Origin of the sequence: Sneathiella marina (assembly GCF_023746535.1) — a bacterium.
Classification (GTDB): domain Bacteria; phylum Pseudomonadota; class Alphaproteobacteria; order Sneathiellales; family Sneathiellaceae; genus Sneathiella; species Sneathiella marina.
The window spans coordinates 3,192,399-3,218,959 of sequence record NZ_CP098747.1; the positions used below are offsets into that span (position 1 = coordinate 3,192,399).

Here is a 26,561-nt window from a genome sequence, read left to right on the forward strand (position 1 = left end):
CATCTTTCGGGAGCTTACGATAATAAATATGTACGATCGTTCGTATTTATTCAAGAAAAAAGGAAAAAAGATGCCTGATATCTCCATTACAGGACCCGACGGGACGTTTTCTGCCTATCTGGCCGTCCCCCAAAGCGGCTCCGGTGCCGGCGTGCTGATGATCCAGGAAATCTTCGGGGTCAATCAGGACATGCGCGATCATTGTGATGCCCGCGCCGCCGAGGGATATATTGCCCTGTGCCCTGATTTGTTCTGGCGGCAAAAACCCGGTATCCAGCTGACCGACCAAAGCGAAGAGGAATGGGCGCAGGCCGTGGCGCTTTATCAGGCACTGGATTACGCCAAAGCCGTGGAGGATTTGAAAACCAGCCTTGGCTATCTCCGCAATCTGGAGGGATGTACGGGGAAAGTCGGCGCCATGGGATTTTGTCTCGGCGGCTATCTCACCTATCTGATGGCAACCCGAAGCGATACGGATTGCAATGCCGGATATTACGGTGTCGGCATCGACACGCGCTTAAATGAACAGGACCAGATAACCAGCCCGACCCTGTTGCATATTGCCGAGGAAGACAAATTCGTGCCCCCGCCAACGCAAGCCCTGATCAAGGAGGGACTGGCCGGCAACGCCCAGGTGATCATCCACAGTTATCCCGGCATGGATCACGCCTTCGCCCGGCATGGCGGCACCCATTTTGACGCCGACGCCGCCCGCCTCGCCAATGAGCGCACGGCGGCCTTGTTCCGGGCCAATCTGGGATAGGCAGGGTCAGGCCGGCGCTTCAGCTTTTGGCATATCTGGCAAGATGGCGCTGGAATATCCCGGACAGATGTTCGCTTTTGTTCGGGCCGACCAACACATTGCGTCTCTGGCCATCAGCGTCAAACAACAACAAGGTGACATGGCTGACATTGTGGGTTGCCGCGAAGCGCCTGCCTTTGGATGTTCGGATATCGGCAACCAGGAATTGCAGCTGATCCCCATTGATCTCACAGAGCGCCTCTCTTGATTCCCGTTGCAAGGCGACACATTGGGAACATTGGGGATCATGGATTTGGACAACCGTCGGAATCCCGTTGCCGATTTGCGACAGGTCACTTTCGCGCATTGTGGCTCTGACCTCCTCAACGAAAAACCAGCTGCCACCGCCAGCAACGGCCACGCCCAAAGTGCCATATCCAATTTTTCCCAGAAAATCCCGCCGTGTGAGTTTCTTTTTGGGGGCGGTGGTCTGCGCAGAAGAGCCGGCATTTGTATTTTTACTGCGCCTTTTTTGTCGCGTTTGCCGTTTCATTATTCCAAAATCCCCAAAAGACAGATGGATCAGCGGTGACTGTTCTCCCCGCCGGCACTCACCTTAAAATAGGGGAAATTTACCTGTCCCCTCACAACTTCTCACATTGAAGTGATTGAAATATTTTTGTCCCCTGCCGCGACAGATACCCGGTGTCCGCTCACGGCGCCCCTGTATAGACGCCGACGGGCTCGCTTAAGCCGCGAACGTCGATCTCACCGATCCGCTGCACGGCCTCCTGCCCGACCTGATCGGCCGTCGACTGGGACATCAGCAAGGAGGTTCCATATTCCTTGTTCAGGCTTTCAAGCCGCGCCGCCAGATTGACCGGATCGCCATAGACCGTATAGCTCTGCCGGCCGCCGCCGCCGACATTTCCGGCGATTACCGGGCCGGAACTGAGCCCGATCCGGATATCCAGCTTCTCTCCGGCAAAGGTCTGGTTTTCCACCAGCGCCATCAGATCCCTGGCCGCCGCCAGCGCCCGCTCCGCATGTCGGTCATCCGCGACCGGGACATTGAAGGTGGCAAGAATGGCATCTCCCAGAAACTGCGTGACCACCCCGTTATGCTGGCCAATCACTTCGGAGGCGGCATCGAAAAAGGCGTTGAAGGTATCGACAATGGCCCGCGGTCCCTTGGTTTCGGTCAGGCTGGTAAATCCGGCGACATCGGTGAATAAAACCGTCGCCTCCCGCTCCACCGGGTCCAGCACGCCGTCATCCTCGATCATGGAACTGGCCACTTCGGCGGGCACAAACCGGCCGAACAACCCGGAAACCAGCGAGGTTTGCCGTTCCGCCGCCAGCTGGCGCCGCACCGTCTGGCGGGCCCGGCGCATGACAATGGCCAGCAGGATGGCCACCACCAGAAACACCGCCGCCTCTTGCAGGCGGCTGCCAGTTCCGGCAAATCCCGGGTTCAGGAACAGCTCCAGAAATTGCGTCGGCGTCGGATCGACCGGCATCTCCGTCCATTCATAGGCGCGGTCCATGCCGGCCCGGACCCAGGCAAAAGCGCTCATCCACCCCGCAACCCCGGCCATGCCGGTCCACAGCAAAAGCCCCGGTGAAAAACTGAAGGCGGCGACGCCCAGCAGGATAAAGTAAAAGGGAAAGACACTGAACCGGAAGATCATGATTTGCGGGATCTCGGTTTCCGGGGCCGCCGGCAGCACCGCAACGGCGACGGATAACAGCGCGATATCAATGCTGATAAACACATATTTGATCCAGCTGCGATCGAAGCGCGACCCGATAAGCAGGTAATGGGCGACGCCGAGCAGGGAAAACAGGATCCCGGCCAGAATATAGTCAACCGCCCGGTCCGGCCCGCGCGTCAGGGCCATCAGCGCCATCAGGATCACCACCGTGACAAGGCGGCCCTTGATAGCCAGCTTCAACCCCGCCTGCTCGGCGAGGTAAAACGGGTCTTTTGATTGTTCTGCAGGCGTCTGGTCCGACATGGATCGAGCTTAACGACTATTTATTCGGAAATCCAAAAAAGTTTGATGTGATAGCCGGGCTGGCGGCGCCTCCCCGCAGCAGCCCTTAACATTCAGAGGGCGGAACAACGGTATGCTCCGGGCGAAATGTTTCGAAAAATGCCGCCCTTGACTATTTAGGTCAACCATGCTGTCATAATTTTATTTTTCAGGGAGGATTGTTTATGGCCAGTATCGATATGGATGCATTTGCTGCGGACTGGATCGCGGCATGGAATAGCCATGATTTAAACCGGATCATTGCGCATTATGGATCTGATATTGTTTTCCTGTCGCCAATTGCCGAGAAACTCATGGGAAATGGGAAGGTTGCTGGCCTCGACAGGTTACGCCGCTATTGGACTGCGGGCCTTGCGTCTCAGACTGATTTGAAATTTGAGCTGCTGCACGTTTTGCGGGGCCATGAATGCCTGACAATTTTGTATCGCAATCACAAACAGCAAATAGTTGCGGAAACACTGGAATTTGACGGTGATGGAAAAATTCAACGGGCTTTTGCCTGTTATCAGCTTGAGCAAGGCTGAAGGGGTTCCCTGAAAAGCACTGGCCTGAAAAGCACTGGCCGGAAAACCTCTGGCTGGAAAAGCTCCGGACCGACTGCGGCGCTGTTAGCCCTCCAGTTTACACAGCAGCCCGGTGAGCTGCCTGAGCTCCGGTTGAGAGAGGGTGCCGCCAACCGCCTCTTCCATGGCGGGGGCGTAGACGGTCCACATCTTCTCTCGGGTTTTTTTACCCCGGCCTGTGATAAATAATCGTTGCCCACGGCCATCCTTCTGATCGGCGGTGCGCTTCAGGTACCCGGCTTTTTCCAGCCGGTCGACCAGGCGCGACATGCCATATTGCGGCAGAAGCAATTCGGCCCGCAAGGATACGGGGCGGATCCCCTGATTCCCCGCCCGCTCCAATTCCAGCAGCGCGTCATACCATTCCAGCGTCGGCATCCCCGCCGCCTTGAGAGAGTTTTCAATTGTCGCAAGAGCCCTTGAATGGGCTTTTACCAGGGCCACCCAGGCCTTGACCGTCGTGTCGTTCCGTTTCTTCATATCTTTATTTACATGCATTTGCATTGACATTCAAGAAAATAGCCTTACATAACTAGAAGCATTTGCATCTAAATAGGAAAGCTCATATGTCCGACTTGCAGTTAATCAGCCACCCTTTATGCCCCTATGTTCAACGGGCCGTCATCGTCCTGACGGAGAAGAATATGGATCACCAGCGCACCTATATCGATCTGGCCGACAAGCCCGACTGGTTCGCCCCGATCTCCCCGCTGGGCCGGGTGCCGATCCTGAAAACCGCCGGGACCGTGCTGTTCGAAAGCCAGGTAATTGCCGAATATCTCGACGAGATCACCCCCCTCTCCCTGCATCCGGAGGATCCGTTACAAAAAGCCCGGCATCGTTCCTGGATCGAGTTCGGCTCGGAAACCCTCGGCGCCATCGCCGGTTTCTACACCGCAAAAGACGCCGCCGCGTTCGACAAAAAACGACAGGCCCTGCGTGAAAAATTTGCACGGATCGAGCCGGAAATCACCGGGCCCTTCTTCGACGGCAACCGCTTTCACCTGATCGACGGCGTCTGGGGACCCCTTTTCCGATATCTCGATAGCTTCGACGACATCGCCGATTTCGGCTTTCTGCAAGACTTGAAAAAAACAACCGCCTGGCGCAGCCTTCTCTCCACCCGCCCCTCAATCGTCACGGCCGTCCCGGACGGATACCCGGCCAGACTGAAGACCTTCCTGAAAAACCGGAATTCCTACCTGAGCGGTCTTATGGGGTAGGGTTTGGGATGAAATGGATAATTCTGCTCCTCAGCAGCCTGCGAAGCCTTTCTTGAGGCAGGCATCAACGAGAACTTGCGCCTTTTTAATAGCCTCACCCGTCATTTTCCTTTCAAGCCGGCGTTTATTGACGATCGCTTCTGCATGCCCTTGCCGGGCGGCAAGGCTATACCACATAAGGGATTGCCCGTAATCCAGCTCCACCGCCTGCCCGTAATAATACATCCGGCCGAGATTGAACTGGGCCGCCCTATGTCCCTGATCGGCCGCCCGCCGATACCATTTCAGCCCCTCTTCATAATTTTTTGCCAGAACACGGGTGTTCGCATACATATCGCCCAGATTATTCTGCGCCGGTGCAAACCCCTCAGTCGCCGCCATGGTGAACCATTTGCGCGCCAGCTGATAATCCAGGGGCACGGTCTGTCCCCGAGAATAAATTCTGCCCAAGTTGTTCTGGGCAACAACATCCCCCTCATTTGCGGCCATTTCAATTTTCTCAATTGCGGTTTCGTCAGATTGAAGGACCCCCTGTCCTGCAAAAGCAACGTCGACGATGGCAATGGCTCTTTCACATCTGGTGAGGCCCGTCATTCTGTTTCGGTCAAGTAACTCTGCATTTTTGGCATATCCCTTCTTGAAAAAGGGATCATTTCCGTACCAATCCTTCAAGGCCTCGGTTTTATGTCTCTCCGCGCCGCCACCACCATCAAAGCGGGCGCAAAGTTCGCTATAATTTGTGTACCATCCAATAAAATAAGGATTCTGGGTTTCCGAAAGGGTGAGGTCTGACGGGGGTGCCGTCGTCGTATTGCAGGCGACCAGAAATAATATTACGGGAAGGAAAAGAAATCTCACAGTAACACTCCAGATTTATTCTTTCATCATAGTGGAAATGTCCCGTTGCGCGTTCTTATTTCGTTGAATTCCTCGGGCGAGACGGGGTTTTTCCGTAACAGCTCCAACTGCTTTTGCGACACAAAGACAAGCGTACAGTTATCTGGAAAGGAGGTGCCATTATAATGTTCCAGGCACCAGGTGATGGAAGAAAAGCTGATCATAAATGAGAATTGCTTTGCTTTTCGGGCATGTTGCCACATCATTCCGCCCCAAGAGTTTTTCACAACAACCGTATTCGAAATTTCCCGGTCCAGTATGGGACCAGCCACATCTTTCTTCCGAAGCTTGTAATGAATATCCGTTTTTAATGTCAAGCTGTCCGGGTCAATATAGTGGACATCCAATATATAGGCGGCGCTCTTCTCGTCTTTACTGAGCAGGTTTGATTGACGGAGTGTTTCTCTCAGGCCTTCTTCAAATTGGGCATCAGACGCCACGGCAATATTTATGTTGCGAATAACGTCAGGCACGCCGGAAATCAGTCCCAATCCAACAGACCGGTATAAGGGGTGATCGGCTGTTACCGGGTTCGGGAACTCAGGATAGTAATAGGCACTCGCAAGGGCTCTTGATTTGTTGAATTCCTGCAGATTGTTCTGGGTGACCGGGTTTTTTTCCGGAACGTTGAAAGCGCAGCCCATAAGGACAACCATCAAAAACATACAGATTACTTTACTCAAAAAAGCCCACATATTCCTCATCACCACAAAAAAATCCACTAATCAGGCAATTTTAGAACACTTAATAGTAGTAGTAAAGGCAATCCAAAGAAAGTTTAGCGAAACCCGGGCATTATAGACGGGCCCTCACGTAAGCTTCCTGAACAGTGATCCCGACGGAGATCGGAATTGCCTTCTCATGGACCAGTTCCAGATGCAATCTTTGACGCAAGTAAACAGAATTTTCCATCGGAGGCCCGGATGCCATTTTTTCGGTTAAGCATTGTCACGAAGGTTGAGCGGAATATGGCACTGTCGCAAATCCGCGACTGTGTCTCGGCGCAGGGCGGGTGGATTACGGATCACAGCCTGTTTTCCAATAGGGCCGCCACCTTGAATGTGGAGATGCCGCTGGCGGCCCTGCCGGGCTTTATGGCTGCGCTGAATGAGGCCGGGTTTACCGCCAAAACCGACGCGGCGCTGCCCGCCGGGGAGACAGGGGACTGCCGCGGCAGTCTTTCGATCACCTTTATTCATGGCGATCCGGATTTGAAACAGGCCGTCCCGCCGTTCGGGTAACTGGATCTAGGCCATCAGCTTGAGGGCCATATAGGGCACCAGATTAAAGACGAAAACGGCAACTTTGTAATTGGCGATATAGCGAAAATACAGGCCCGGCAAATCCGCTTCGGGCACCCCCAGCAATTTCGAATGCAGGCTGACCATGACGCCGCGCAATGCCATTACAGCGATCCCGACAATGATCAGCACCAGAATATTGACAGCCGTCATCCATCCGAAAAAACTTGTTAAACCGGTTAAATCCATCATTACTGAAACCTCTTGTTTATTAGTATGTTATAGTCTTTTTCTTTCATACCGGTTACTATTTCGGCAGCAGGAAGGTTATTACAAACCGGCCTTTCCAGCCCTCCGGCCCGCTGTCAGGGCTCGTCGCGAAATATCCGACACCGCCGGTGAGCTGAACCGGCAGCTCGCCGAAATGCACGAATTTTGCAACGGTCACATTTATCGGGACCGTCCAGTCGTCCGATGTCCAGTTATAGAGACTTTCCGAATTGAGCGAATAGGTCCAGGCGTCGGCTGTGGTATAGGAAACAAAGGGTTGCACGAAGGTGTAATTCAGGTCGGCGGCGGCGGATCTTGTTTTCTTGAGACCCCATTGGTGGTTGGCCAGCCCACCCCAGGTCAAATTCCCTGTCCCGATTTTTTTCTGGACCAGCGCTACCGCGGTCGGTCCCAGCCCCCAGGTGCCGGCACCGAGCAGTTTATCCGTACTTGTCGGCCAGGTTACAGCCGGACCGGCTCCCCATGTTACGGTCCCCAAATCAGTCGCCGCTGGCGTTGGCACAAAGAAAAAGCTTTGCAGGGTATCGCCAAGACCGATCTGATCCCCGGACAATCCCGCAACGTCACTTTGCGAAATTACCGGCAGAATTGTCCGCGTCACCAGGCTCCAGTCATCGTTCAGGTCAAAGGGAATAACCGGCTGGATATTCGTCGTCCATTGATCGCCGTTGGCGGTGCCGATGCCTCTTGTGTAATTGACCTGTATGGGCACGCTGATAAGTGAGGCGATGGGATTGGCAAGTTCCGTGGCCAGCCCCTGGTCAGAGGTCTCCGCATCCGCGGCCTTTACGGTCCCGGACGCCGCCGGACCCAGGATTACAGCAATGAGAAACGACCATGACGCCATCTTCATTCGATACCCCTTCCCCTGACCGGCTACGGAAAATATCCCGGTCTTCTGCAATTACAATGTAACGCCAACGCCGGGGCTAATCAATATGGCGGTCGTGACAAGGGGCCCGCTGGGCCCGCCGGGCCCGACCGCATTTTCCGGCGTCAGGAACGGGCCGGTCCGGCAAAGGTCCAGGCCAGTTTTTCGCCGCCGAGATACGGCACCAGCGGACCGTCCGGGCCGTCGATGGTTGCCGGTGTTATCTGGGGCTGCCGGGTCAGGGCGACATATTCCTCGTTCAGCGGCAGGCCATAAAAGCGCGGGCCATTTTCCGACGCGAAGGCCTCCAGCTTGTCCAGGGCATTCTCCTCTTCAAAGATGGCCGCATAGCTTTCCAGCGCGTAAGGCGCGTTGAACAAACCGGCACAGCCGCAAGCCGTTTCCTTGTCAGCGGCCCTATGGGGGGCGCTGTCGGTGCCGAGGAAAAATTTTGGCGAGCCCGACGTGGCGGCTTTGCGTAAGCTCAGTCGATGGGAGTCGCGCTTGGCGATGGGCAGGCAATAGAAATGCGGGCGGATGCCGCCGTCAAAAATCGCATTGCGGTTAAAGGCCAGATGATGCGGGGTGATGGTCGCCGCCAGATTGGGTCCGCCGGCGGCGACAAAATCCGCCGCCTCCGACGTGGTGATATGCTCGAAGACCACTTTCAAGTCCGGCATATGGGCCAGCAGCGGTGTCATGACCGTGTCGATAAAGACCGCTTCGCGATCGAAGATATCAATATGCTTGTCGGTGACCTCGCCATGCACCAGCAACGGCATGCCGATGCGTTGCAGTGTCTCCAGCAGCGGATAGATTTTCCTGATATCGGTGACCCCCTGGGCCGAATTTGTCGTGGCATTGGCCGGGTACAGTTTGGCCGCCGTGAACACGCCCTCACCATGCCCCCGCTCAATTTCCGCAACCTCAAGGCCGTCGGTCAGGTAACAGGTCATCAGCGGGGTAAAATCATGTCCCGCCGGCAGCGCCGCCAAAATCCGGTCCCGATAGCTTTTCGCCGCCGCCACCGTGGTGACGGGCGGCGCCAGATTGGGCATGATGATGGCCCGGGCGAACTGCGCCGCCGTGTAAGCCGCGACCTTTTCCAGCAGGGCGCCATCACGCAAATGCACATGCCAGTCATCGGGGCGCCGTAAAACCAGCCGGGTCTCATCTTCAGTTGTGGAAGCGTTCATTCAATTTACTCTTGTTGCTGGGCCGCGAAATATACAGGGATAGTTCATAAACCGCCGCTTCCCTCTTGCCAAGGGGGTGATCCTCGCTTACCTGTTAATAATCAATAGGTGCCGGGGCGTGGCAACAGGTGGTTCTACAGATGACTTCGCAAGCTATGACATTACTCGACAACCGGGCGATCCTGACATTAACGGGCGCGGATGTGGTCGATTTTCTGCAAAACCTGATCACCAATGACATGGCCGAGGTTACGGACAGCCAGGCCATTTATGCGGCCTTGCTGACGGCACAGGGGAAATTCCTCCATGATTTTTTTGTCCTCAAATGGGGCAAATATATTCTCCTCGATGTGGCGAGGGATCGCAAAGATGATCTTCTGCGCCGCCTGAGCATGTATAAACTGCGCGCCGATGTGACCATTGGCGATGGCGCCTATGACATTTACGCGCAGTTTGGGGACAGCCCCAATGCCGCCGCCGGCACCGTCACGGAAACCGGGGACAGCCTGCACTATATCGATCCGCGTCTTGCCGCCATGGGCACACGCATCCTGACGCCGCGGGGCAAAAAACCGGGCAGCGACACGCGCACCCCTCCCGCCGCGACAGAAGGTCCCCTTGCCGCCTATGCCACCTATGACGCCCATCGTCTCGCCCTCGGAATCCCCGAAGGAGGGGCGGATATCATTCCGGAAAAAAACTTCCTGCTGGAAGCCAATTTCGAGGAACTGAACGGCGTCAGTTTCAGCAAGGGCTGTTATGTGGGACAGGAACTGACCGCCCGCACCAAACACCGGGCGAAAATCAAGAAACGCCTGTTCCAGATCAGCTTCACCGGCGATTTGACCCCCGGGCAACGCATTACCCTGGGCGGCAAGGAAATCGCCGAGGTCCGGTCCATCCAGAACGGCCATGGCCTTGCCCTCACCCGGATTGACCCGTTACAAGACGGCTCCCCGGAAAATACGGAACCAGCCGGAATTGTCTTTACAAAGCCCGCCTATCTCGATGCTCTTTGACGCTCTCTGACCCTATCCGCCACAGAAATGCCCTGCCCTCTCGCAGGTGACCGAAATCCGTGCGCAAAACATCCTGGAAAAAAACTCAAATATACGGGTAGGTTCAGAATTCGAAGTCACGCCCGGCAGTCCGTAGCTGTCACCGAAGGCTCCTTCATCTTGTCAAGAACACTAGCATAACAAGATATAAAAGTCAAGCATAATCTTGCTTATGGGGTGTGGCCTTGAGAAGGCCGCACCCCGGAATATACGATCCAGCCCGCTTACCCGACGCCTTCGATGATGATAAAATCAGCGTCGGCATTGGCGTTGCGAATGACCTTGGCCCGTTGATATTCAGGGCTGTCATAGCAGGCGCGCGCCGTCTCAATATCGGCAAATTCGACGACCACATTGCGCGCCCGATGGGCCCCTTCGCGGACCTCATATTTACCGCCGCGCACAAGGAATTTCGCCTTATATTTTTCAAAGGCCGGTTTTGCCGCGGCCACATATTCCGGATAGTTCGCCTCGTTGGTGACACTCACCCGGACGATCCAATATGCTTTTGTCATGTCTCTCTCCTGTGCTCCTAGATATATTCAAGGTCAATTGACCGGATCGTTGGCGCCATCCTGCATTAGGGCGGCAACCGTACCATATAGTGTCGTCCAGGCCTCCGCCAGTTCAACCGACCAGCTTTCGCCGAGGCCCGTCTTGAGCGTGTCCAGCAGTGCCTGGCCGACAACGTCATAATGCTGCGCCTCAACACCATATCCCCTATGGCGGCGCCCCAATGCGGCGATGATCGGGGCCAGTTCCGCCACCTGATCGAGGTTATCGACAACCGCCGTCAGGGCCGCGATCAGTTTATGTCTCTGCCCGGTCATATCGGTGCCACAGAACAGGGGCTTCAGGCCCGGCTCCAACTCGAAAAGCCGATTGTAAAACAGCTCCGATGCGGTATCCGCGATGGGCACGACTTGTTGCCAGCTCTCGTGAACAAGCTGTTGTTGATGGGGTGTCATGGTCTTTCTCTCCTTTAAATTCGTTTCATTATCCGGCAGGAACCACCAGGGTAAAATCGCCAGCTCCTAGCGCGCCGAGTGATATATAAGCCTTGACTAAAATTAATAAAAATGAATTATAAAGATAGATATCATCAGGTTTTGAGATAATGGATTTAGCCGAACTTCGCATTTTCTGCGCCGTCGTGCGCGAAGGCAGTGTCACCCGCGCCGCCGAACGGTTGCACCGGGTGCAGTCCAATGTCACCACACGGCTGCGCCAGCTGGAAGACAAGCTGGGGGTTGAGCTGTTCAGTCGCGAGGGCAAGCGGCTAAAGCTGACCGCGGCGGGCCGCACCCTGCTCACTTATGCCGACCAACTCCTGTCGCTGGCCGATGAGGCGGAAATCGCCCTCAAGGATCGCCAACCCCGCGGCCTGTTCCGGCTGGGCTCCATGGAAAGTACGGCGGCGGTACGGCTGCCGGGACCGCTGGCTGACTATAGCGCCAGATACCCCGAGGTGAAACTGGAGCTGCGCACGGGCAACCCGACGGAAATGGCCGCCCTGTTATCGGCCGGGGATATCGATGCGGCGCTGGTCGCCGAACCGGTGGCCCTGGAAAAATTCGACCGGCTGCTGGCCTTTGAGGAAGAAACGGTGATCGTCACGGCCATCAACCAGCCGGATATTTCCGCCCCCGGCGCCGCCCCCAAATGCATGCTGGTCTTTGAACAGGGATGCCCGCACCGGCGGCTGCTGGAAGGCTGGTACGCGGCACGGGGCGAACTGCCCGAGCGGGTCATCGAAATGGGATCCTATCATGCCATGCTGGGCTGTGCCCTGGCCGGCATGGGCGCCGCCTTGATGCCAAAATCAATTCTCAGCACCTTTCCCGAAGCCGCGCGCCTGATCAGCCACCCCCTGCCCAAGGGCAAGAATGTTCTGAGAACCTATTATATCTGGCGCAAAGAATCCCCCGCCCCCAACGTCACCGCCCTTGGCGAGATTTTGCAGGAAAATTGAAGATCGTCGCTGGATAATTTGTGACTGTACAGTCTTGATCCAGCCGTTTGATCGATCTATCGGTTAAAAAATATATATCCAAATCGTCAGACGCTAACAGGAAGCTGTTTCCAGCAGGGGTGACGGCAGCCTGGCCCCGTATGATGCCTGAAAATCTGTCTGGTAGCTAAAAACCCCTCCGCTCCTGTTGTGCTTCACAGCCGACGCCAGGACACGTCCTGAGATTGCTGAAGGCTTTTGGCCTTTCAAAAAACGACACTGACACTGAAAAGGACAATCCGATGTGGACAGACGTAACGATGCAATCCAGGCATCCCCTTGACGATATCATGCAGAGCGATACCCAAATCAGCCCGCGGGTAAAAATCGGCAACACGGATCTTAAAATAGACGAAACCCTATATGGCTATCCGGCGAAAGGCGTCTTGTTTCTTGAAAGCCCGGGCGACATCATGCGCGATCTCTGGGGCGATACACGGACACGATTGCTCAGCAATATTCTGGGGGCGCTGCGGAAATATGAGCGGCAAAAATGGCCCGTAATTTTTGATGGCCCCTTGATCAAGACCCCTAACAAATCCTTTAAGGCCAGCGATAAAGACTGGCATATCTGGGGTAAAATTATCACCCTTCTGGAAGCCAATAAAAATGACCTGATAAAAAAATTAAAGCCCGGTCCTCTGGATTCCAAGTTTCAACTACAAACGCTCACCTTTATAAACGAAAATAAATGCAGTTTTATCGAGATGGCAGGCGTCAATGAGACCGCCTGCTGCTATATAATTGCGCGTATTCTGGCGGCCAAAGTCTGGACAACCTTCCTTATCGATACCATACATCCGATCTGGCGCCCCCTATATGCTCACCAGTATGAGCCGCCGGTCCTGACGGCAATCGTCGAACCAGCACTTTGCGGCAGCGAGGTTTTTCCGGGGTTCCGGCTTAGAGACCCCAAGTCCTTTCAAAATGACTGGGTCTGCTTCTCCGGAATAGGCGTTAAGGAATTTAGTGATCGCGGAAACAAGCCGCTATATAATATGGGTAAGGTCCTTAAATCCCTGGGCAATCTGAAAAGCCGCACGAAGCCTGATCTTGACGGCAACTGGCGGGCACGGGACAAAATCAGGATTAATCCGCCGGGATAACCATCTTTTCCGGGGGCAAGAATATTTTAAATTCCCGGCTGTTTGGCCAAAGAGGCGGGTCCACCCACGTCACGCTTTTCAAAGGGAAGGAAGTTAGGTGTGACGTGGATCCTTGCCGATAATTTCCGAATGTCTTTGCTCCCGTTCCACCCAACCTGCCGCATCTTTGCTGCATTTTCGGATAGTATCCAATATCTTCGAATATTCGCTTACGATATCACGTTGAAAGATTGGTTCGTGATGCGCGATACGATTTCTGAATTTGCGTATCTCATTGAGCTGAAAATTCAAATTCCGACGATCATCTCTAAAGGACATATTCTTTTCGATATTTGGAAAAGCCGTGTAAAAATGCGGTTTCCATAATTTTTCATCCTGCCGTTTCGTCAGTAAACATTCCCAAAAAGCGAAGTTCAATTCCGCAATGACCTTCCCCGTTGTAGACTGCTTACGGGCGACATTTCTAAGGTTTTGTTGTGGGCTATAATGGATCTTGTTGTTTTGCAACGATTGAATGAATCCAGTAGCCCAAGGCCACCGATCTCCATGTACTTTTACTAAGATACTGGATACTGGATACCGCATTCCGAACAGCAACCTCACAAACATGCAAAGGGAAAATAAATTCTGCAGAAACTTGCACATTCCATTGGTATAATTGTAGCGCTGCTTCAGGATTGTTATCCATTGCCCCCAAATAGGTTTTAAACCTCGGGTTGGATATTACCAATGGTAAATGCGCTATTTCCTCTTTAGAAAATACCAATTATCAGCCTCCCTGTCCGACTGATTGATCCTGTACTCCCTTGACATTTGCAGCACCAACACATACATTTCTAGCATGACGAGAGAGATTTTGAGGGCAACGCCCCCCCTTTCCGCCAATAGATATTTTAGAAAAGCCTGCTTGTAAAAGCAGGCTTTTCTTATTTCAAGGTACAGATTTTATTTAAAAATACCATCATATATTGAATTAAATATATTCTTAATCAATTTTAGGAATGTTCGCCAACCAGAAGCCGAGATCCAAATGACCCAGGAAATTACGTTTACAAGACTGCCGACAATTGATCCGGGTCTGATTATTGCCCATATGTCAGATCCACGGGTCGCAAAACATATGCCTCTTCTGACAGGTGACTGGAGCGAAGCAACGGTGGCCGAATTTATCGACAAAAAGGAAGAATGCTGGCGCCGGGACGGGCTAGGGCACTGGGCGATACTGGCGAACGGAGACTATATTGGATGGGGTGGTCTTCAAAAGGAAGGCGAGGAATGGGACTTGGGATTGGTTCTGCAACCGGGCTTTTTCGGCCTCGGCCCCCGCATAACAAGAAAAGCAATTGATTTCGCGATTGCGGATATACGCATTCCCTTTGTTACTTTTTTGCTGCCGCCCTCTCGTAAAAACCGACGGGCGCTTGACAGGCTCGGCGCCAAATATATCGGCGAAATACTATATGACGGGGAGTTGTTTCTCAAATACCGGCTAGAGACTGAATGAAAGCGTAACTCGTCTCCCCTCCTTGCCCTTTTCCCCGCCTTCGCTATAACAAGGGACGCGGGGCTTATACAAATCGGGGAATATCATATGAAACTGACGAAATTCGCGCTGCTGTCCGTCGTGTTTCTGGATATTATGAGCCAGGGCCTCGTTATCCCGATCCTCAATACCATCATCATGTCGCCGGCGCAGGATTTCCTGCCCAAGGGCACCAGCACGGCTGTCCGGCAGTTTGATTTTGGCCTGACCATGGCGGTGTTCTTTATTGCCTGGTTTTTCGGCGCCGCCTATATCTCGAAAATCTCCGACTATATCGGGCGTAAAGCGGCGATGCTGATCTGCCTTGTCGGGGCGTTGCTCGCCTATATCCTGACGATTATTGCCTTGGATACAAACAGCCTGACCCTGCTGATTATCGCCCGGATCCTGTCCGGTTTTACCGCTGGCAACCAGCCGATTGCGCAAGCAGCCCTGGTCGATTTGAGTGAGAATGAGGACCAGAAAATCCGCTTTATGGGGCTGGTCCTGCTGGCCGTCAGTATCGGCATGGTTGCCGGTCCGCTGATCAGTGGCCTGATGTCCGACCCGGCAGTGTTTGGAAAATTTGCCTCGGCCGCCCTCCCCTTCTACCTGGTCGCGGGCATGGTTGTGGCCGGTACCCTTCTGATCATATTCTATTATCGCGACCCCCCGGTTGAGCGGCCGCCCTTCACTTTCAAGCCGCTCGAGATTTTTGTCACCATGTGGCATATGGTCGACCGGCCGCTTGTGCTCAGGCTGGCGCCGGTGTTCTTTTTTGCGCAGCTGACCCTGTCCGGCTTTTACGTGTTCATGGATACCTATTTCTTCAGCCGGTTTCAGTTTGATACCCTGCAGAACGCCTTTACCATGGTGGTTCTGGGTCTTTCCATGGGGACGGTCAGTGCGTTTCTGGTCGGGCCGATCAGTGCCCGGTTTAATCGGCTTCCCATCCTCTATACCAGTCTTGGCCTGATGACGCTGAGTACCGGATTGTCGATCCTCAATCCCTCCCCGGCGCTCGCCTATGTCCTTATCGCCACCTTCTTCGTTCCCTTCGCGCTATATTACCCGACCCTTCTGACCCTGTTCTCGAAAGCCGTGGACGAAACGGAACAAGGCTGGGTCATGGGCGTGGGTGTGGCGCTGTTTACCCTGGGGGCGGGGATTATCTCGCTGATCGGCGGCTGGCTAATGTCCATTGACATTCACCTGCCGTTCATCATCTCGGTCATCAGTGCGCTGATCGCCATGGGCCTGATCGCCCTTCTCTGGCGGGGGCCGGAAATGAAGAAGCTGCTTGAACGGGAGTAACCGGCCTCAGGGCCTCAGGGTCTCAGTTTCCGGTAAATTTCGGATCGCGCTTTTCCGCGAAAGCCGCGGCCCCTTCCGCGAAATCCTCGCTTTCCAGAACAGCACGGGTCTGGCTCAGGCTTATCCCCGCCCGCTCTGACGGTCCCTTGGCCAGCACCTCCTCAACAAAGCGTTTGACCATGCTCAGCACCATCGGCGCGCTGTCGCGCAAGGCAAGGGCATAGGCCATGGCCGTGTCCATAACCTCGGCTTTCGGCACCACCTTGTTGACCAGGCCAACCTCATAGGCACGGGCCGCATCCAAATCGGCCAGGCCAAAGATAAATTCCATGGCCACCTTATGGGGAATGCGCGCCGCCAGGGAGGTAATCAGGCCACCTGACAAGCCGACCTTGGCCTCCGGATAGGTGAATTTCGCCTCTTCGGACATGATGCAAAGATCACAGAACTGCACCAGAACCGCCGCCCCGCCGACACAAATCCCGTTGACCGCGGCAATGACCGGTTTCTCCACCGCCACGCCGATACCGGGAACGAATTTCCATAGATCCGGCGGATCGGCAAGATTGGCGCCCACGGAAAAGGCCTTGTCCCCGCCCCCGGTCAGGATCGCCACCTTGTCCTCGGAGGCATTGAACCGATGCCAGCAATCACGCAATGCGTCGACCATGTCATGGGTGAGGATATTCAGGTCCTTCGGGCCCCTCAGGGTGAGAATGGCCACACCATCCCGGCTTTCATAAGTAACAGTTGATGCCGTTGATACGCTCATCTTGATGCCTCCTTGTTATGGGGTTCTTAACTGCGACCCCCAGAGTAACGGAATTTGGCTCGTCTGCAAACAGGGGGCAAAACCGGCCCCGGAAAAGGCCATGATATTGCCCCAATTGGCCCCTTGCAGGCCTGGTTTCAGCACCTAACTAGAGGATATGGAACTGCGACAAAAAGCAGCGTTAGGAGGATAAAATGAATGTTCTGACATCCCCGGATACCCAAAGCCTTCAAGGCACATGGCGCGTCGAAACAGCAACCGTCCAGGGCAAGACAATCGCCCCCGTGATCGGCCAGCATCTCAGCTTCAACGGCGATCATTTCCGGATCGACAAGGATGGCTCCCAGGTTTTTGGCGGCCGCTACTCCCTGTCCAACGGCAGCGATCCGCTGCAAATTGATTTCGAGCAAACGGAATCCGATTTTATGTCCGGTCACTGGCGCGGGATCTATAAAGTCAGCGACGAGAAGCTGACCATCTCTGACAATGCACGGGATACGTCTCTGCCCCGCCCAACCGGGTTTTCGGAAGGCGAGAATGAAAATTGTATCCTGATCCAGTATCGGCGGGTTGCAGACTAGGCAACCGGATAGAGCTCAAGCGAAAAAAAATGCCTGGCAGTCTTGTTAGGGACAAGACCGCCAGGCGGCAGCTCGACATATCGAGCCGGGGGACTGATGATATTTAGCCGTTCATGCTGCGGTACAGATCCGTCCCTTCTTCGGCATATTTATTGGCGTCTTCCACCGCACCGGAGATTGAGCTGAGACTTTCATTGATCTCGCTCACCGCGGTTGCCGCGGATTGCATGCTGACAGTGATTTCCTTGGTGGTGGCTGTTTGTTCTTCCACCGCGCCGGCAACTGATGTCACGCTGCTTTCCACGGCGACGATGGCGTTTCGAATGCTTGTCAGGTTATCGACCACATTGTCACTGATTGACTGCATGCCGCTGATTTCCGTGGCAATCTGATCGGTGGCATTGGCAACCTGTGACGCCAGTGATTTAACCTCCGTCGCCACAACGGCAAAGCCTTTACCGGCTTCACCTGCACGGGCGGATTCGATCGTTGCGTTCAGGGCCAGCAGGTTGATCTGTGCGGCAATCCCCTGGATCACTTCAATGATATTGCTCATGGCCTGGGCCGCTGTCGCCAGTTCTTTTGTCGAGTTGTCCGCGTTGCTAGCTTCCTGATTGGCTTTATTCACCTCGGTTTTTGACGCCGTCATGCTGCGGGAAATTTCCTGGGCAGAGGACTGGAATTCCTCGGCGGCGGCGGCAACAGACTGCACCGTTTGCAACGCATTTCCCGATGCCGTCACTGCGGAATTGGTCTGTAAGTTGGCATCGCCAACAGAAGACAGGATTTTATCAAGATTTTCATCGACAATCTTGCCGACCCGCTCCCCTTCATGACGCGCAATTACCTGCGCCGTCACATCCGTCGCGTATTTGACAACCTTGAACGGCTTCCCGCTGGGATCGAAGATGGGGTTGTAGGACGCCTGAATCCAGATCTCCTTCCCCCCTTTACCAATACGTTTATATTCGGCGGCCTGGAATTCACCGCGACCAAGAGAGGCCCAGAATTCCGCATATTCGGCGCTCTCACCGTAGGTGGGTTCGACAAACTTGCGATGATGCTCCCCGCGAATTTCATCAATGCTGTACCCTACTGCGCCCAGAAAATTATCGTTGGCATCGATGATCGTGCCATCAAGCTTGAAAGAGATAACCGCCTGTGATTTGTTCACGGCATCAATCTGGCCCTGGAAATCGGCGTTCTGCAAGACGCGCGCGGTAATGTCCGTCGCGTATTTAACAACCTTGACCGGTTTGCCGCTGGGATCGAAGATGGGGTTGTAGGACGCCTGGATCCAGATCTCCTTCCCCCCTTTACCAATGCGTTTATATTCCGCGGCCTGGAATTCACCGCGACCAAGAGAGGCCCAGAATTCCGCATATTCGGCGCTCTCACCATAGGCAGGCTCGACAAACTTGCGATGATGCTCCCCGCGAATTTCATCGATACTGTACCCCACTGCGCCCAGGAAGTTATCGTTGGCATCGATGATCGTGCCATCAAGCTTGAAAGAGATAACCGCCTGTGATTTGTTCACGGCATCAATCTGGCCTTCATAGTCGGCGTTCTGTATTTTCTGCGCGGTAATGTCAGTTGCAAACTTAACCACTCTTGAAACAGTGCCGGACTTATCAAGTATCGGATTATAGGAAGCCTGAATCCAGATTTCATTCCCACTTTTATCAAAGCGTTTATATTCCGCAGCCTGAAATTCGCCCCGCCCAAGCGCTGCCCAGAAATTTGCATAGTCGACGCTATCCGCCTCTTCCGGCGCGACGAACATGCTGTGCTTGTTGCCGACAATTTCCTCTAAGCTATACCCCATAGCGTTGAGGAAATTCTCATTGGCATCCAGGATCGTGCCTTCATTTGAGAAATGAATGATGGCCTGTGATTTGTCGAGCGCCGCGAGCATGGCATCTACCTCTCGCGCATCAATCTTGCCACTTTTCTTGACATTGGAAACGGCCGCTTTTCCGCGTGATAGAAACTTCAACATAATACTAACTCCATACTAACTCTATATTTCGCAATTGGCCGTTATCGTAATTCACAAAGCAGCGAGGTGATTTAACGCCGACAAGCTATTTAAGAAAAAGATAATTAAAATATTATTAATGTGGAAATAAAACGTAAAATTTTATGAAAATATGGCGTACGGCAAGCGTGCCGTCAGCTTAAGATGACGCGCCCGATGCGTTGCCTGGCGTCGGCCCCCGGCTCAAGTCCGGGATCGAATAACCCTATGAAATCCGGACCGGCATGCTTTTGATGCCGCGGATAAAGTTGGAGAAAATACGTTCCGGCGGGCCCATCAGCTCGAATTTCAGGTCACGCTTGAGGATTTCCTCCCACAGGATCTGCAACTGCAGCTCGGCCAGCCGGTCACCGACGCAGCGGTGAATGCCGGCGCCAAACGCCAGGTGACGGCGGGCTTTCTTGCGGTCGATGATAAATTTCTCGGGATCGTCAATGGCCTCCTCATCCCAGTTGCCGGACACATACCACATGACCACCTTATCGCCCTTGGAGATTTTCTTGCCCCCCAGCTCCGCGTCCTTCAGGGCGGTGCGGCGCATATGGATAATTGCCGACTGATAGCGGATGATTTCCGGCACAAGGGTCTTGATCAGGGACGGGTCGGCCTTCAGTTTGGCATATTGATCCGGGTTGTCGATCATCGCCAGAAGACCGCCGCTCATGGAATTGCGGGTGGTGTCGTTGCCGCCGACGATCAGCAATACAAAATTGGCAATGATATCCAGATGATCCATATCCTTGGTCGCCTCGCCCTGCGCCATCATGGAAATCATGTCATGGCCAACTTCCCCGTCGGTCCGCTCCGCCCAGAGCTTGACAATATAGGCGCCCATTTCCTGCAATACCGCCATGCGCTCGTCATCATCCTTGACCATGGCATCGGGCGCATCGAAATTCACAGTCGCCACATCGGACCAATAGGTGAGCAACCGGCGGTCATCAAACGGAAAATCAAACAAGGTCGCCAGCATCATGGTGGTCAGTTCGATGGACACCTTGTCGACCCAGTCAAAGGTCTCTCCCCGCGGCAGGCTGTCAAGGACATGGATAGTCCGGCTGCGGATCATCTCTTCCATTTTACGTAAATTCATCGGCGCCACCGCCGGCGCGACAGTTTTCCGCTGCGCCGTATGCTGTGGCTGATCCATGGTGATAAAACTGGCCATCTGATTGCCAAACGGATTGTCGCGAATGGTGATACCGCCCAGATGCGCTTCGGACGAATATGTCTCGTGATCCAGCTCCACCTTCATGATGTCATCATATTTGGTGATGGACCAGAACGGGCCGAAGAAGCTTTCGGCGCAGAAATGAACCGGGTCCTCGCGGCGCAATCGCTGGAAATACGGGTAAAATCTATCATCCTGATACAAAAGAGGATCGCTGACATCAATTTCCTCGACCGGAATTTTAGACACATCCACATCGACAGGTTGCTTTGCTTCGCTCATGGGTTTTCCCCTTTTTTATGACCAGACCATTTCCCGACCCTCAGCATAGCGAAAAAAAGCAACTGCTGAAATGCTTTATCTTGAAGTCTCCACGGTAGCGGTAGCCGCTCCTCAAAAAAAACAGCGGGCCGTTCTTTGTGATTGTGTTTGCAGAACGGGACGCCTATAGATTTAATGTCGGGTTTCGAGAAGGCCAAGCCTTCGGAATTAAAAGGGAACACGGTAGGGAGCTTGTCAAGAGCACCTGATCCGTGACTGCCCTCGCAACTGTGAGCGTGAGCCGCATTCAATGAGCCACTGGAGCAATCCGGGAAGGCGAATGCCGGTGTTAAAGCGTGAGTCAGGAGACCTGCCCGGCAGCAACTGACCCGGCGCCCGGTTTTGGGTGCCTTCACTGCACGAAGGGTGCAATAGAAAAGGAAATGACATGCATATCGAACCTGGCGTCGTGGATGGCGCTAAAATTGTCCTCAGCTACGCAACCGCATTGGGCGCAATCGGCCTGGCCGCAAAAATGGCCATGGACACCATCCGCAAAGATGGCGGATTGGCATCGCTGGCAATTCGCTCGCTGATCACCACTGTCCTTGTTTTCAGCTTTTTTGAAGTGCTGCCCCATTATCCGGTCGGCGTGTCGGAGGTGCATTTCATTCTGGGATCCACCTTGTTCCTGATATTCGGCGCCGGACCGGCCGCCCTTGGCCTGATGGCCGGATTGCTCTTGCAAGGGGTGTTCTTCGCACCGTTCGACTTGCCGCAATATGGCATGAACATAACAACTCTTGTTATGCCGCTTTTCGCCATGAGCCTGATCGCCCGGAAAATCATTCCAGCCAATATCGCCTACAAGGATGTTACCTACAAACAAGCCCTCGCCCTTTCCACGGCCTATCAGGGCGGGATCGTTGTCTGGGTTGCCTTCTGGGCGTTTTACGGCAACGGTTTCGGCGCGGAAAATCTGGCGCAAATCGGCTCCTTCGGCGCGGCATATATGGCAGTCATCCTGCTGGAGCCCATCGCTGATCTTGCGGTTCTGGCCGGTGCCAAAAGCCTCTATAAATTCCGCGACAGCGGGCTGTTCCATAACCGGCTGCACCAAGCCGGCGTCTGACAATTCCCGATAACGAACAGGAGGGCGGCCTTAGTCGCCCTTCTTTTTTTGCGCTGACAGCTTCTCCGCCTCAAACACATCTTCCACAAAATCCATGGATTTCCAATCCGGGTCCGGCGGCGTGTATCCGTCCTTCGGTGCATACACCGACGCCTCTTCTGACGTCAATGTCGGGATATACCGCGGGCAATTGGGAAAAATATGCTCGGCCGTCACCCGGATCACCCGCTTGGCGCCGGGCAACCCAGCGAGCGCCTCTTCGCTCTCGTCAATTTCTGCAATCCCGTTGATCCTCAGCCGGGCTGCATTATTGAACTGGACCTGATCGAAGCGGATAAACAGCAAACCCACCCGCGGATTGACGGTGATGTTCCCGAGGCTGCGATACATCCGGTTGCCGTCATAATCGGGCCAGGCCAGAATGTTATCGCCAATAACCCGGACAAAGCCCGGTTCCCCGCCCTTGAAAGAGCAATCGGTGCTGTCCGGGCTTGAGGTGGAGAGGAAGAAAAACGGGGTGCTGCTGATAAATTCCCGGTCTGCCGAATTAAAAACGGTGCGCATGCGATGGGTTTCCAGACGGTCGGCGACGGCACGCCCTTCATATTTATCCTGAAGCTGCCGCATGCCGTCGTGATAATAAACCATCCTGTATCTCCGTTTTTTATTGCCGCCCGTTTATGCCGGGCCGTTGCCGCCAGATTAGTGCATTGGCGAAGAAGCGCAACATGTGGAAATCAGTTTATCAGCCGGCTGGTGTCTTTGCTTTCATCAAAGCCAGTTCAGCCCGGAGCTCGCGAACTTCTTTCAGGATCAATCCGGTTTCATGTTTCATGGCATCCCGTTCCGCATGGGCCTCAATGGCATGTTCAGATTGCATGGCATCGACGATGACACCGATAAACAGATTGAGCACGGTAAAGGCCGTGGCAATGATAAAGGGCACAAACAGCATCCAGGCATAGGGAAATTCCGCCATCACCGGCCGTACAATCCCCATGGACCAGCTTTCCAGGGTCATGATCTGGAACAGGGTATAGGACGACTCGCCAATTGAGCCGAACCATTCGGGAAAGCTCGCCGCGAACAATTTGGTGGAGATAACGGCGAATACATAGAAAATCAGCCCCAACAGCAGCAGGATCGATCCCATTCCGGGCAAGGCGGACAGCAATCCGCTGACCACACGGCGCATGGCCTGTACAGAAGACACCAGACGCAACACCCGCAGGATACGGAAAGCCCGCAAAACGGCGAGTGCGCCGGATGCCGGAATAAGTGCGATGGAGACAATAACGAAATCAAAGATACGCCATGGATCTTTCCAGAACCCCCGGAAATCGGCGACCATCCGGGCGACCAGCTCCAGCACAAAAACCGCCAGAATTATCTTGTCGACATAGAGCAGCAAATTCCCGGTTTGCGCCATAATGGCATTACTCGTTTCCATGCCCAACGTCACCGCATTCAGGGCAATCAGGGTCAGGATGAATTTCTCAAAGGCAGGCCTCGCCAATACCTGCTGTAACTTCAGTCGTAGGGTCAGCACTCTCTCACCATCATGTTATGAATACGCGCATAAGTTCCTCGCATATAGGGATGTCATATACAAGCGTCAACGGCCTTCCCCAGATAAACCAGATTAAATGGAACTATACAATTAGACACGGATGTGAAAATTGGAAAATTCTGGAAAATCGATGTTCCTGATTTAACAATCCATTAATGTATCTACTCTATTAAATTGATTAGTATTATACAATTTACTATCCTTTTTTGTTGAAACACATTGAGTTTATAGGGGAAGAACATGGAATTAGAAGCATCTTGGGGCAGAGCACTTAGAGTTTGGTGGGCCTTTTTTTGGCGAAATTTGATCGCTATCGTTGTAGCCGGATTGATCGGCGCTGCCGGAGGATTTGCCATTGGGTTTGTAATGGGAATGGCTGGGGTTGAGAGCGAGATAATCAAATATTTCTCCAGTGCATTTGGACTTGTAATTGGCGTTGCCATATCTGTCGTACCCGTCAAGCTCATTTTGAATAAAAACTACGGCGGGTTTCGCCTTTCCATTATACCGGTTGCCGCTGCGGCTGAATAACAGGCCGGTATAAAATTAGGGCGGCGGGATCAGAATCTCCTTGGCGCCGCCCTAAATTGCACGTCAAATACCGTGAGATGACATCAATTATGATAGCTGCTAAATTCGGTCCCACCTTCATGGTCAACCGATCCGGAGAATAGTCAGTGACCCAATCCCCGCAAAAAGATGCCGTCATCGAATTCTATGACTTGCATCCCATTAATGAACAGCAGATCCTGGAGAAACTGGGCAATGACGGTTTCGATACCGCCTCGGTTAGCCAGGATATTCTGCAGAATTATGACCAGGACCATTATGGCGGCGTCGCGGCCAATGACGCCCTTGCGGCCCTGGCCAGCCTCGATGCCGACTGCCATCTGCTGGATGTTTGTTGTGGATTGGGCGGGCCTTCACGATATTTCGCGCAGAATTACGGCTGCCGCGTCACGGGAGTGGACCTTACCGAAAGCCGGATAGAAGGCGCGACGCGGTTAACCGCGATCGCCGGGCTTGATAAGCTCGCCCAGTTCAAATGCGCCAATGCACTGGATTTACCCTTTGCGGACACAACATTTGATGTTCTTGTCAGTCAGGAAGCTTTTTGCCATGTCCCTGAAAAGGACCGGCTGGTCGGCGAATGTGTCCGGGTGCTCAAGCCGGGCGGGCGGATGGCTTTCACGGATATTCTGGTCACGGAGAAAACGACGGATGCAACCAGGGTTCGGCTGGAAAAGGAACTGGTTTTCCAGGAACTGAATTCCGCCGAGAGCTACCGGCGCGCCCTTGAGCGCGAAGGCTGCACCCTATTGGAAGCCGTTAACCTCAGCGACCAATGGCGGATCATTCTGGTCGAACGATTGGACATGTTCCGCAGCCTGAAAGGTCAGACCATCGATCGGTTCGGGGAGGCGCATTTTGTCAAATGGGATAACGCCTACAGTTTTTTTGTCGGCCTGTTTGAAACCGGCGAACTGGCTGGTGGCAGGTTTTTGGCGCGACGCTAGAACGGCATTCCTCCGCACCTGCCCTGCCCGCTCTCTTGAAAAGACAGGCCATTTCTCGTACAAGAGGAAAAATCCCTGCCCCAGAGACTTGACATGCTGACCGAAATTTCCGGCGAATTTGTCCGGATTGCCTATGCCGATGAAATTGCCCTGACACTTGATCGCAAAAACCCTGCCCGTCCGGCAGCCCGGTTCAACCGGACCGGGCAGGATGCCCTGTATTTGAGCCCGGACGAGGCCAGCGCCCGGGTTGCCATTGGTGAATATGTCAAAGCCTCGGACCGGCCCCGGGTCCTCCTGCGCATAGAGGTTTCGCCCTGCCGGCTCTTTGACCTGCGCGCCCATAAAGCGGCAGCATTTTATGCTCTGGCGGCCCAGCCCTGGCAACCGGCAATGGCCCGCGGGGACGAGCCACGATCCTGGCAGGTCGCGGATGAACTGCGGCAGGCGGGTCATGCGGGCCTTATTGATCCTTCACGGCAAAGTCCGGGGCTCTGGCATATTACCCTGTTCCAATGGAATGAACCCACCGCCCCTACGTTGCGCCTGATCGGAGATCCGGAAGCTTTGGATATCCAGCCGCGCTAACAGGCCTTGAATAAAATACAGGAAAGCAAACATAATTGGTCAAGCTGGCTGATTTTTTACATACTCGAGCCGGCATGCACACAAAAAGAGGCAGAGGAGAGACAGACATGACAACCCAAAAATCAGCCCTTATCACGGCCGGCGGCAGCGGCATGGGTGCCGATGCCGCCCGGCAATTGGCCGCAGATGGTTTCAAGGTTGGGATTTTGTCGTCCTCGGGCAAAGGCGAAGCGCTGGCACGGGAACTTGGGGGCATCGGCGTTACGGGCTCCAACAAATCCGGAGAGGATTTAAAGACACTGGTCGACAAGGCCATGAGTACCTGGGGGCGCATTGACGTTCTGGTCAATTCTGCCGGGCATGGCCCGAAGGGCCCGATCATGGAAATCAGCGATGACGATTGGCATGAAGGTATGGAAGTTTACCTGCTGAATGTCATCCGCCCGGCCCGCCTGGTCGCACCGATCATGGCAAAACAGGGCGGCGGGACCATTCTGAATATCTCCACATTCGCCGTGTTTGAACCTGACCCCCTGTTTCCAACATCGGGAGTTTTCCGCGCCGGACTGGCCAGTTTCACCAAGCTCTTCTCCGACAAGTTCGCGGCTGATAATGTGCGCATGAATAATATTCTGCCCGGCTTTATCGACAGCCTGCCGGAAACCGAGGACCGGCGCGCGCGTATCCCCATGGAACGGTACGGCCGCGCCGAGGAGGTCTCGTCCCTGATCAGTTATCTTGCATCAGACAATGCAGGCTATATTACGGGCCAGAACTTGCGCATCGATGGCGGGCTGACCCGCAGCGTCTGATATATTGACGTTACCGACGCCCTG

General features: G+C 54.1%; 32 protein-coding genes and 1 riboswitch. Of the genes, 16 read left to right on the forward strand and 16 right to left on the reverse strand.

Annotated elements, in window-relative coordinates; genetic code table 11:
- Positions 1–70 precede the first annotated feature (70 nt).
- Entirely contained in the window at positions 71–763 is a 693-nt protein-coding gene (locus tag NBZ79_RS15410) for a dienelactone hydrolase family protein (RefSeq protein ID WP_251933434.1), read from the forward strand.
- 19 nt (positions 764–782) lie between these two features.
- On the opposite strand, the gene NBZ79_RS15415 is transcribed toward NBZ79_RS15410, so the two are convergent.
- The gene (locus NBZ79_RS15415; protein WP_251933435.1) at positions 783–1,295 is read right to left on the reverse strand and encodes a twin-arginine translocation signal domain-containing protein; all 513 of its coding nucleotides are present in this window, start codon (positions 1,293–1,295) and stop codon (positions 783–785) included.
- 160 nt (positions 1,296–1,455) lie between these two features.
- On the reverse strand, positions 1,456–2,760 hold the full coding sequence (locus tag NBZ79_RS15420) for an adenylate/guanylate cyclase domain-containing protein (protein WP_251933436.1): 1,305 nt from the start codon (positions 2,758–2,760) through the stop codon (positions 1,456–1,458).
- Positions 2,761–2,963: 203 nt separating this feature from the next.
- Between NBZ79_RS15420 and NBZ79_RS15425 the strand changes: the two genes are divergently transcribed.
- Positions 2,964–3,323, forward strand: coding sequence for a nuclear transport factor 2 family protein (locus tag NBZ79_RS15425; protein WP_251933437.1), 360 nt, complete (start codon positions 2,964–2,966; stop codon positions 3,321–3,323).
- A gap of 84 nt (positions 3,324–3,407) precedes the next feature.
- Here NBZ79_RS15425 and NBZ79_RS15430 read toward each other — a convergent pair whose 3' ends face one another.
- On the reverse strand, positions 3,408–3,872 hold the full coding sequence (locus NBZ79_RS15430) for a MarR family winged helix-turn-helix transcriptional regulator (protein ID WP_251933438.1): 465 nt from the start codon (positions 3,870–3,872) through the stop codon (positions 3,408–3,410).
- A 56-nt stretch (positions 3,873–3,928) separates the two neighbouring features.
- Between NBZ79_RS15430 and NBZ79_RS15435 the strand changes: the two genes are divergently transcribed.
- Entirely contained in the window at positions 3,929–4,585 is a 657-nt protein-coding gene (locus NBZ79_RS15435) for a glutathione S-transferase family protein (RefSeq protein WP_251933439.1), read from the forward strand.
- Between the two features lie 30 nt (positions 4,586–4,615).
- On the opposite strand, the gene NBZ79_RS15440 is transcribed toward NBZ79_RS15435, so the two are convergent.
- Complete coding sequence (locus NBZ79_RS15440) at positions 4,616–5,443, reverse strand: tetratricopeptide repeat protein (RefSeq protein ID WP_251933440.1); 828 nt, start codon at positions 5,441–5,443, stop codon at positions 4,616–4,618.
- 26 nt (positions 5,444–5,469) lie between these two features.
- A complete protein-coding gene (locus tag NBZ79_RS15445) occupies positions 5,470–6,165 on the reverse strand; it encodes a hypothetical protein (RefSeq protein WP_251933441.1) in 696 nt (231 codons plus the stop codon).
- Positions 6,166–6,405: 240 nt separating this feature from the next.
- Between NBZ79_RS15445 and NBZ79_RS15450 the strand changes: the two genes are divergently transcribed.
- Positions 6,406–6,723 carry a hypothetical protein gene (locus tag NBZ79_RS15450; protein WP_251933442.1) on the forward strand — a complete coding sequence of 106 codons (318 nt, stop codon included), beginning with the start codon at positions 6,406–6,408 and terminating at the stop codon, positions 6,721–6,723.
- A gap of 6 nt (positions 6,724–6,729) precedes the next feature.
- Here NBZ79_RS15450 and NBZ79_RS15455 read toward each other — a convergent pair whose 3' ends face one another.
- The 3 genes from NBZ79_RS15455 to pyrC form a co-directional block, all read right to left on the reverse strand.
- Positions 6,730–6,975: a DUF6868 family protein gene (locus tag NBZ79_RS15455; RefSeq protein ID WP_251933443.1), complete on the reverse strand. Its 246-nt coding sequence runs from the start codon at positions 6,973–6,975 to the stop codon at positions 6,730–6,732.
- A 55-nt stretch (positions 6,976–7,030) separates the two neighbouring features.
- Positions 7,031–7,867 (reverse strand): hypothetical protein, encoded by an 837-nt coding sequence (locus tag NBZ79_RS15460; protein WP_251933444.1) that lies wholly within the window; start codon positions 7,865–7,867, stop codon positions 7,031–7,033.
- Between the two features lie 143 nt (positions 7,868–8,010).
- Positions 8,011–9,081, reverse strand: coding sequence for a dihydroorotase (gene pyrC, locus NBZ79_RS15465; RefSeq protein ID WP_251933445.1), 1,071 nt, complete (start codon positions 9,079–9,081; stop codon positions 8,011–8,013).
- A gap of 140 nt (positions 9,082–9,221) precedes the next feature.
- Between pyrC and ygfZ the strand changes: the two genes are divergently transcribed.
- Complete coding sequence (gene ygfZ, locus NBZ79_RS15470; RefSeq protein ID WP_251933446.1) at positions 9,222–10,100, forward strand: CAF17-like 4Fe-4S cluster assembly/insertion protein YgfZ; 879 nt, start codon at positions 9,222–9,224, stop codon at positions 10,098–10,100.
- 263 nt (positions 10,101–10,363) lie between these two features.
- On the opposite strand, the gene NBZ79_RS15475 is transcribed toward ygfZ, so the two are convergent.
- Together NBZ79_RS15475 and NBZ79_RS15480 are read right to left on the reverse strand one after the other, a co-directional pair.
- Positions 10,364–10,654, reverse strand: a complete 291-nt coding sequence (locus NBZ79_RS15475; protein ID WP_251933447.1) for a DUF1330 domain-containing protein — start codon at positions 10,652–10,654, stop codon at positions 10,364–10,366.
- 33 nt (positions 10,655–10,687) lie between these two features.
- The gene (locus NBZ79_RS15480; protein WP_251933448.1) at positions 10,688–11,107 is read right to left on the reverse strand and encodes a globin family protein; all 420 of its coding nucleotides are present in this window, start codon (positions 11,105–11,107) and stop codon (positions 10,688–10,690) included.
- A 149-nt stretch (positions 11,108–11,256) separates the two neighbouring features.
- Here NBZ79_RS15480 and NBZ79_RS15485 point away from each other — a divergent pair, with 149 nt between their 5' ends.
- The 3 genes from NBZ79_RS15485 (at position 11,257) to NBZ79_RS15495 (ending at position 13,622) form a co-directional block, all read left to right on the forward strand.
- The gene (locus NBZ79_RS15485) at positions 11,257–12,111 is read left to right on the forward strand and encodes a LysR substrate-binding domain-containing protein (protein WP_251933449.1); all 855 of its coding nucleotides are present in this window, start codon (positions 11,257–11,259) and stop codon (positions 12,109–12,111) included.
- A 281-nt stretch (positions 12,112–12,392) separates the two neighbouring features.
- A complete protein-coding gene (locus NBZ79_RS15490) occupies positions 12,393–13,256 on the forward strand; it encodes a hypothetical protein (RefSeq protein ID WP_251933450.1) in 864 nt (287 codons plus the stop codon).
- A gap of 99 nt (positions 13,257–13,355) precedes the next feature.
- The gene (locus NBZ79_RS15495) at positions 13,356–13,622 is read left to right on the forward strand and encodes a hypothetical protein (RefSeq protein WP_251933451.1); all 267 of its coding nucleotides are present in this window, start codon (positions 13,356–13,358) and stop codon (positions 13,620–13,622) included.
- 115 nt (positions 13,623–13,737) lie between these two features.
- Here NBZ79_RS15495 and NBZ79_RS15500 read toward each other — a convergent pair whose 3' ends face one another.
- Positions 13,738–14,022, reverse strand: coding sequence for a hypothetical protein (locus NBZ79_RS15500; RefSeq protein ID WP_251933452.1), 285 nt, complete (start codon positions 14,020–14,022; stop codon positions 13,738–13,740).
- A gap of 264 nt (positions 14,023–14,286) precedes the next feature.
- On the opposite strand from NBZ79_RS15500, the gene NBZ79_RS15505 reads away from it, so the two are divergent.
- Both NBZ79_RS15505 and NBZ79_RS15510 read left to right on the forward strand, forming a co-directional pair.
- Entirely contained in the window at positions 14,287–14,760 is a 474-nt protein-coding gene (locus NBZ79_RS15505) for a GNAT family N-acetyltransferase (protein ID WP_251933453.1), read from the forward strand.
- A gap of 87 nt (positions 14,761–14,847) precedes the next feature.
- Entirely contained in the window at positions 14,848–16,092 is a 1,245-nt protein-coding gene (locus NBZ79_RS15510; RefSeq protein ID WP_251933454.1) for an MFS transporter, read from the forward strand.
- Positions 16,093–16,114: 22 nt separating this feature from the next.
- On the opposite strand, the gene NBZ79_RS15515 is transcribed toward NBZ79_RS15510, so the two are convergent.
- On the reverse strand, positions 16,115–16,864 hold the full coding sequence (locus NBZ79_RS15515) for an enoyl-CoA hydratase/isomerase family protein (RefSeq protein WP_251933455.1): 750 nt from the start codon (positions 16,862–16,864) through the stop codon (positions 16,115–16,117).
- A gap of 194 nt (positions 16,865–17,058) precedes the next feature.
- Between NBZ79_RS15515 and NBZ79_RS15520 the strand changes: the two genes are divergently transcribed.
- Positions 17,059–17,445, forward strand: coding sequence for a TIGR03067 domain-containing protein (locus NBZ79_RS15520; protein WP_251933456.1), 387 nt, complete (start codon positions 17,059–17,061; stop codon positions 17,443–17,445).
- A 103-nt stretch (positions 17,446–17,548) separates the two neighbouring features.
- Here the strand turns inward: NBZ79_RS15520 and NBZ79_RS15525 are convergent, their stop codons facing one another.
- On the reverse strand, positions 17,549–19,363 hold the full coding sequence (locus NBZ79_RS15525) for a methyl-accepting chemotaxis protein (protein ID WP_420854618.1): 1,815 nt from the start codon (positions 19,361–19,363) through the stop codon (positions 17,549–17,551).
- A gap of 328 nt (positions 19,364–19,691) precedes the next feature.
- Positions 19,692–20,939 (reverse strand): cytochrome P450, encoded by a 1,248-nt coding sequence (locus NBZ79_RS15530; protein WP_251933458.1) that lies wholly within the window; start codon positions 20,937–20,939, stop codon positions 19,692–19,694.
- Between the two features lie 162 nt (positions 20,940–21,101).
- Positions 21,102–21,310, forward strand: a riboswitch (cobalamin riboswitch).
- A 56-nt stretch (positions 21,311–21,366) separates the two neighbouring features.
- On the opposite strand from NBZ79_RS15530, the gene NBZ79_RS15535 reads away from it, so the two are divergent.
- The gene (locus NBZ79_RS15535; protein ID WP_251933459.1) at positions 21,367–22,050 is read left to right on the forward strand and encodes an energy-coupling factor ABC transporter permease; all 684 of its coding nucleotides are present in this window, start codon (positions 21,367–21,369) and stop codon (positions 22,048–22,050) included.
- A 30-nt stretch (positions 22,051–22,080) separates the two neighbouring features.
- On the opposite strand, the gene NBZ79_RS15540 is transcribed toward NBZ79_RS15535, so the two are convergent.
- Both NBZ79_RS15540 and NBZ79_RS15545 read right to left on the reverse strand, forming a co-directional pair.
- Entirely contained in the window at positions 22,081–22,698 is a 618-nt protein-coding gene (locus NBZ79_RS15540; protein ID WP_251933460.1) for a pyridoxamine 5'-phosphate oxidase family protein, read from the reverse strand.
- A 97-nt stretch (positions 22,699–22,795) separates the two neighbouring features.
- Positions 22,796–23,599: an ion transporter gene (locus tag NBZ79_RS15545; RefSeq protein WP_251933461.1), complete on the reverse strand. Its 804-nt coding sequence runs from the start codon at positions 23,597–23,599 to the stop codon at positions 22,796–22,798.
- A gap of 261 nt (positions 23,600–23,860) precedes the next feature.
- Here NBZ79_RS15545 and NBZ79_RS15550 point away from each other — a divergent pair, with 261 nt between their 5' ends.
- From NBZ79_RS15550 to NBZ79_RS15565, 4 genes are all read left to right on the forward strand, one after another.
- Complete coding sequence (locus NBZ79_RS15550; protein WP_251933462.1) at positions 23,861–24,151, forward strand: hypothetical protein; 291 nt, start codon at positions 23,861–23,863, stop codon at positions 24,149–24,151.
- Between the two features lie 146 nt (positions 24,152–24,297).
- Positions 24,298–25,137 (forward strand): SAM-dependent methyltransferase, encoded by an 840-nt coding sequence (locus NBZ79_RS15555; protein WP_251933463.1) that lies wholly within the window; start codon positions 24,298–24,300, stop codon positions 25,135–25,137.
- Between the two features lie 93 nt (positions 25,138–25,230).
- On the forward strand, positions 25,231–25,725 hold the full coding sequence (locus tag NBZ79_RS15560; protein ID WP_251933464.1) for an RES family NAD+ phosphorylase: 495 nt from the start codon (positions 25,231–25,233) through the stop codon (positions 25,723–25,725).
- Positions 25,726–25,832: 107 nt separating this feature from the next.
- On the forward strand, positions 25,833–26,537 hold the full coding sequence (locus NBZ79_RS15565) for an SDR family oxidoreductase (RefSeq protein ID WP_251933465.1): 705 nt from the start codon (positions 25,833–25,835) through the stop codon (positions 26,535–26,537).
- Positions 26,538–26,561 lie beyond the last annotated feature (24 nt).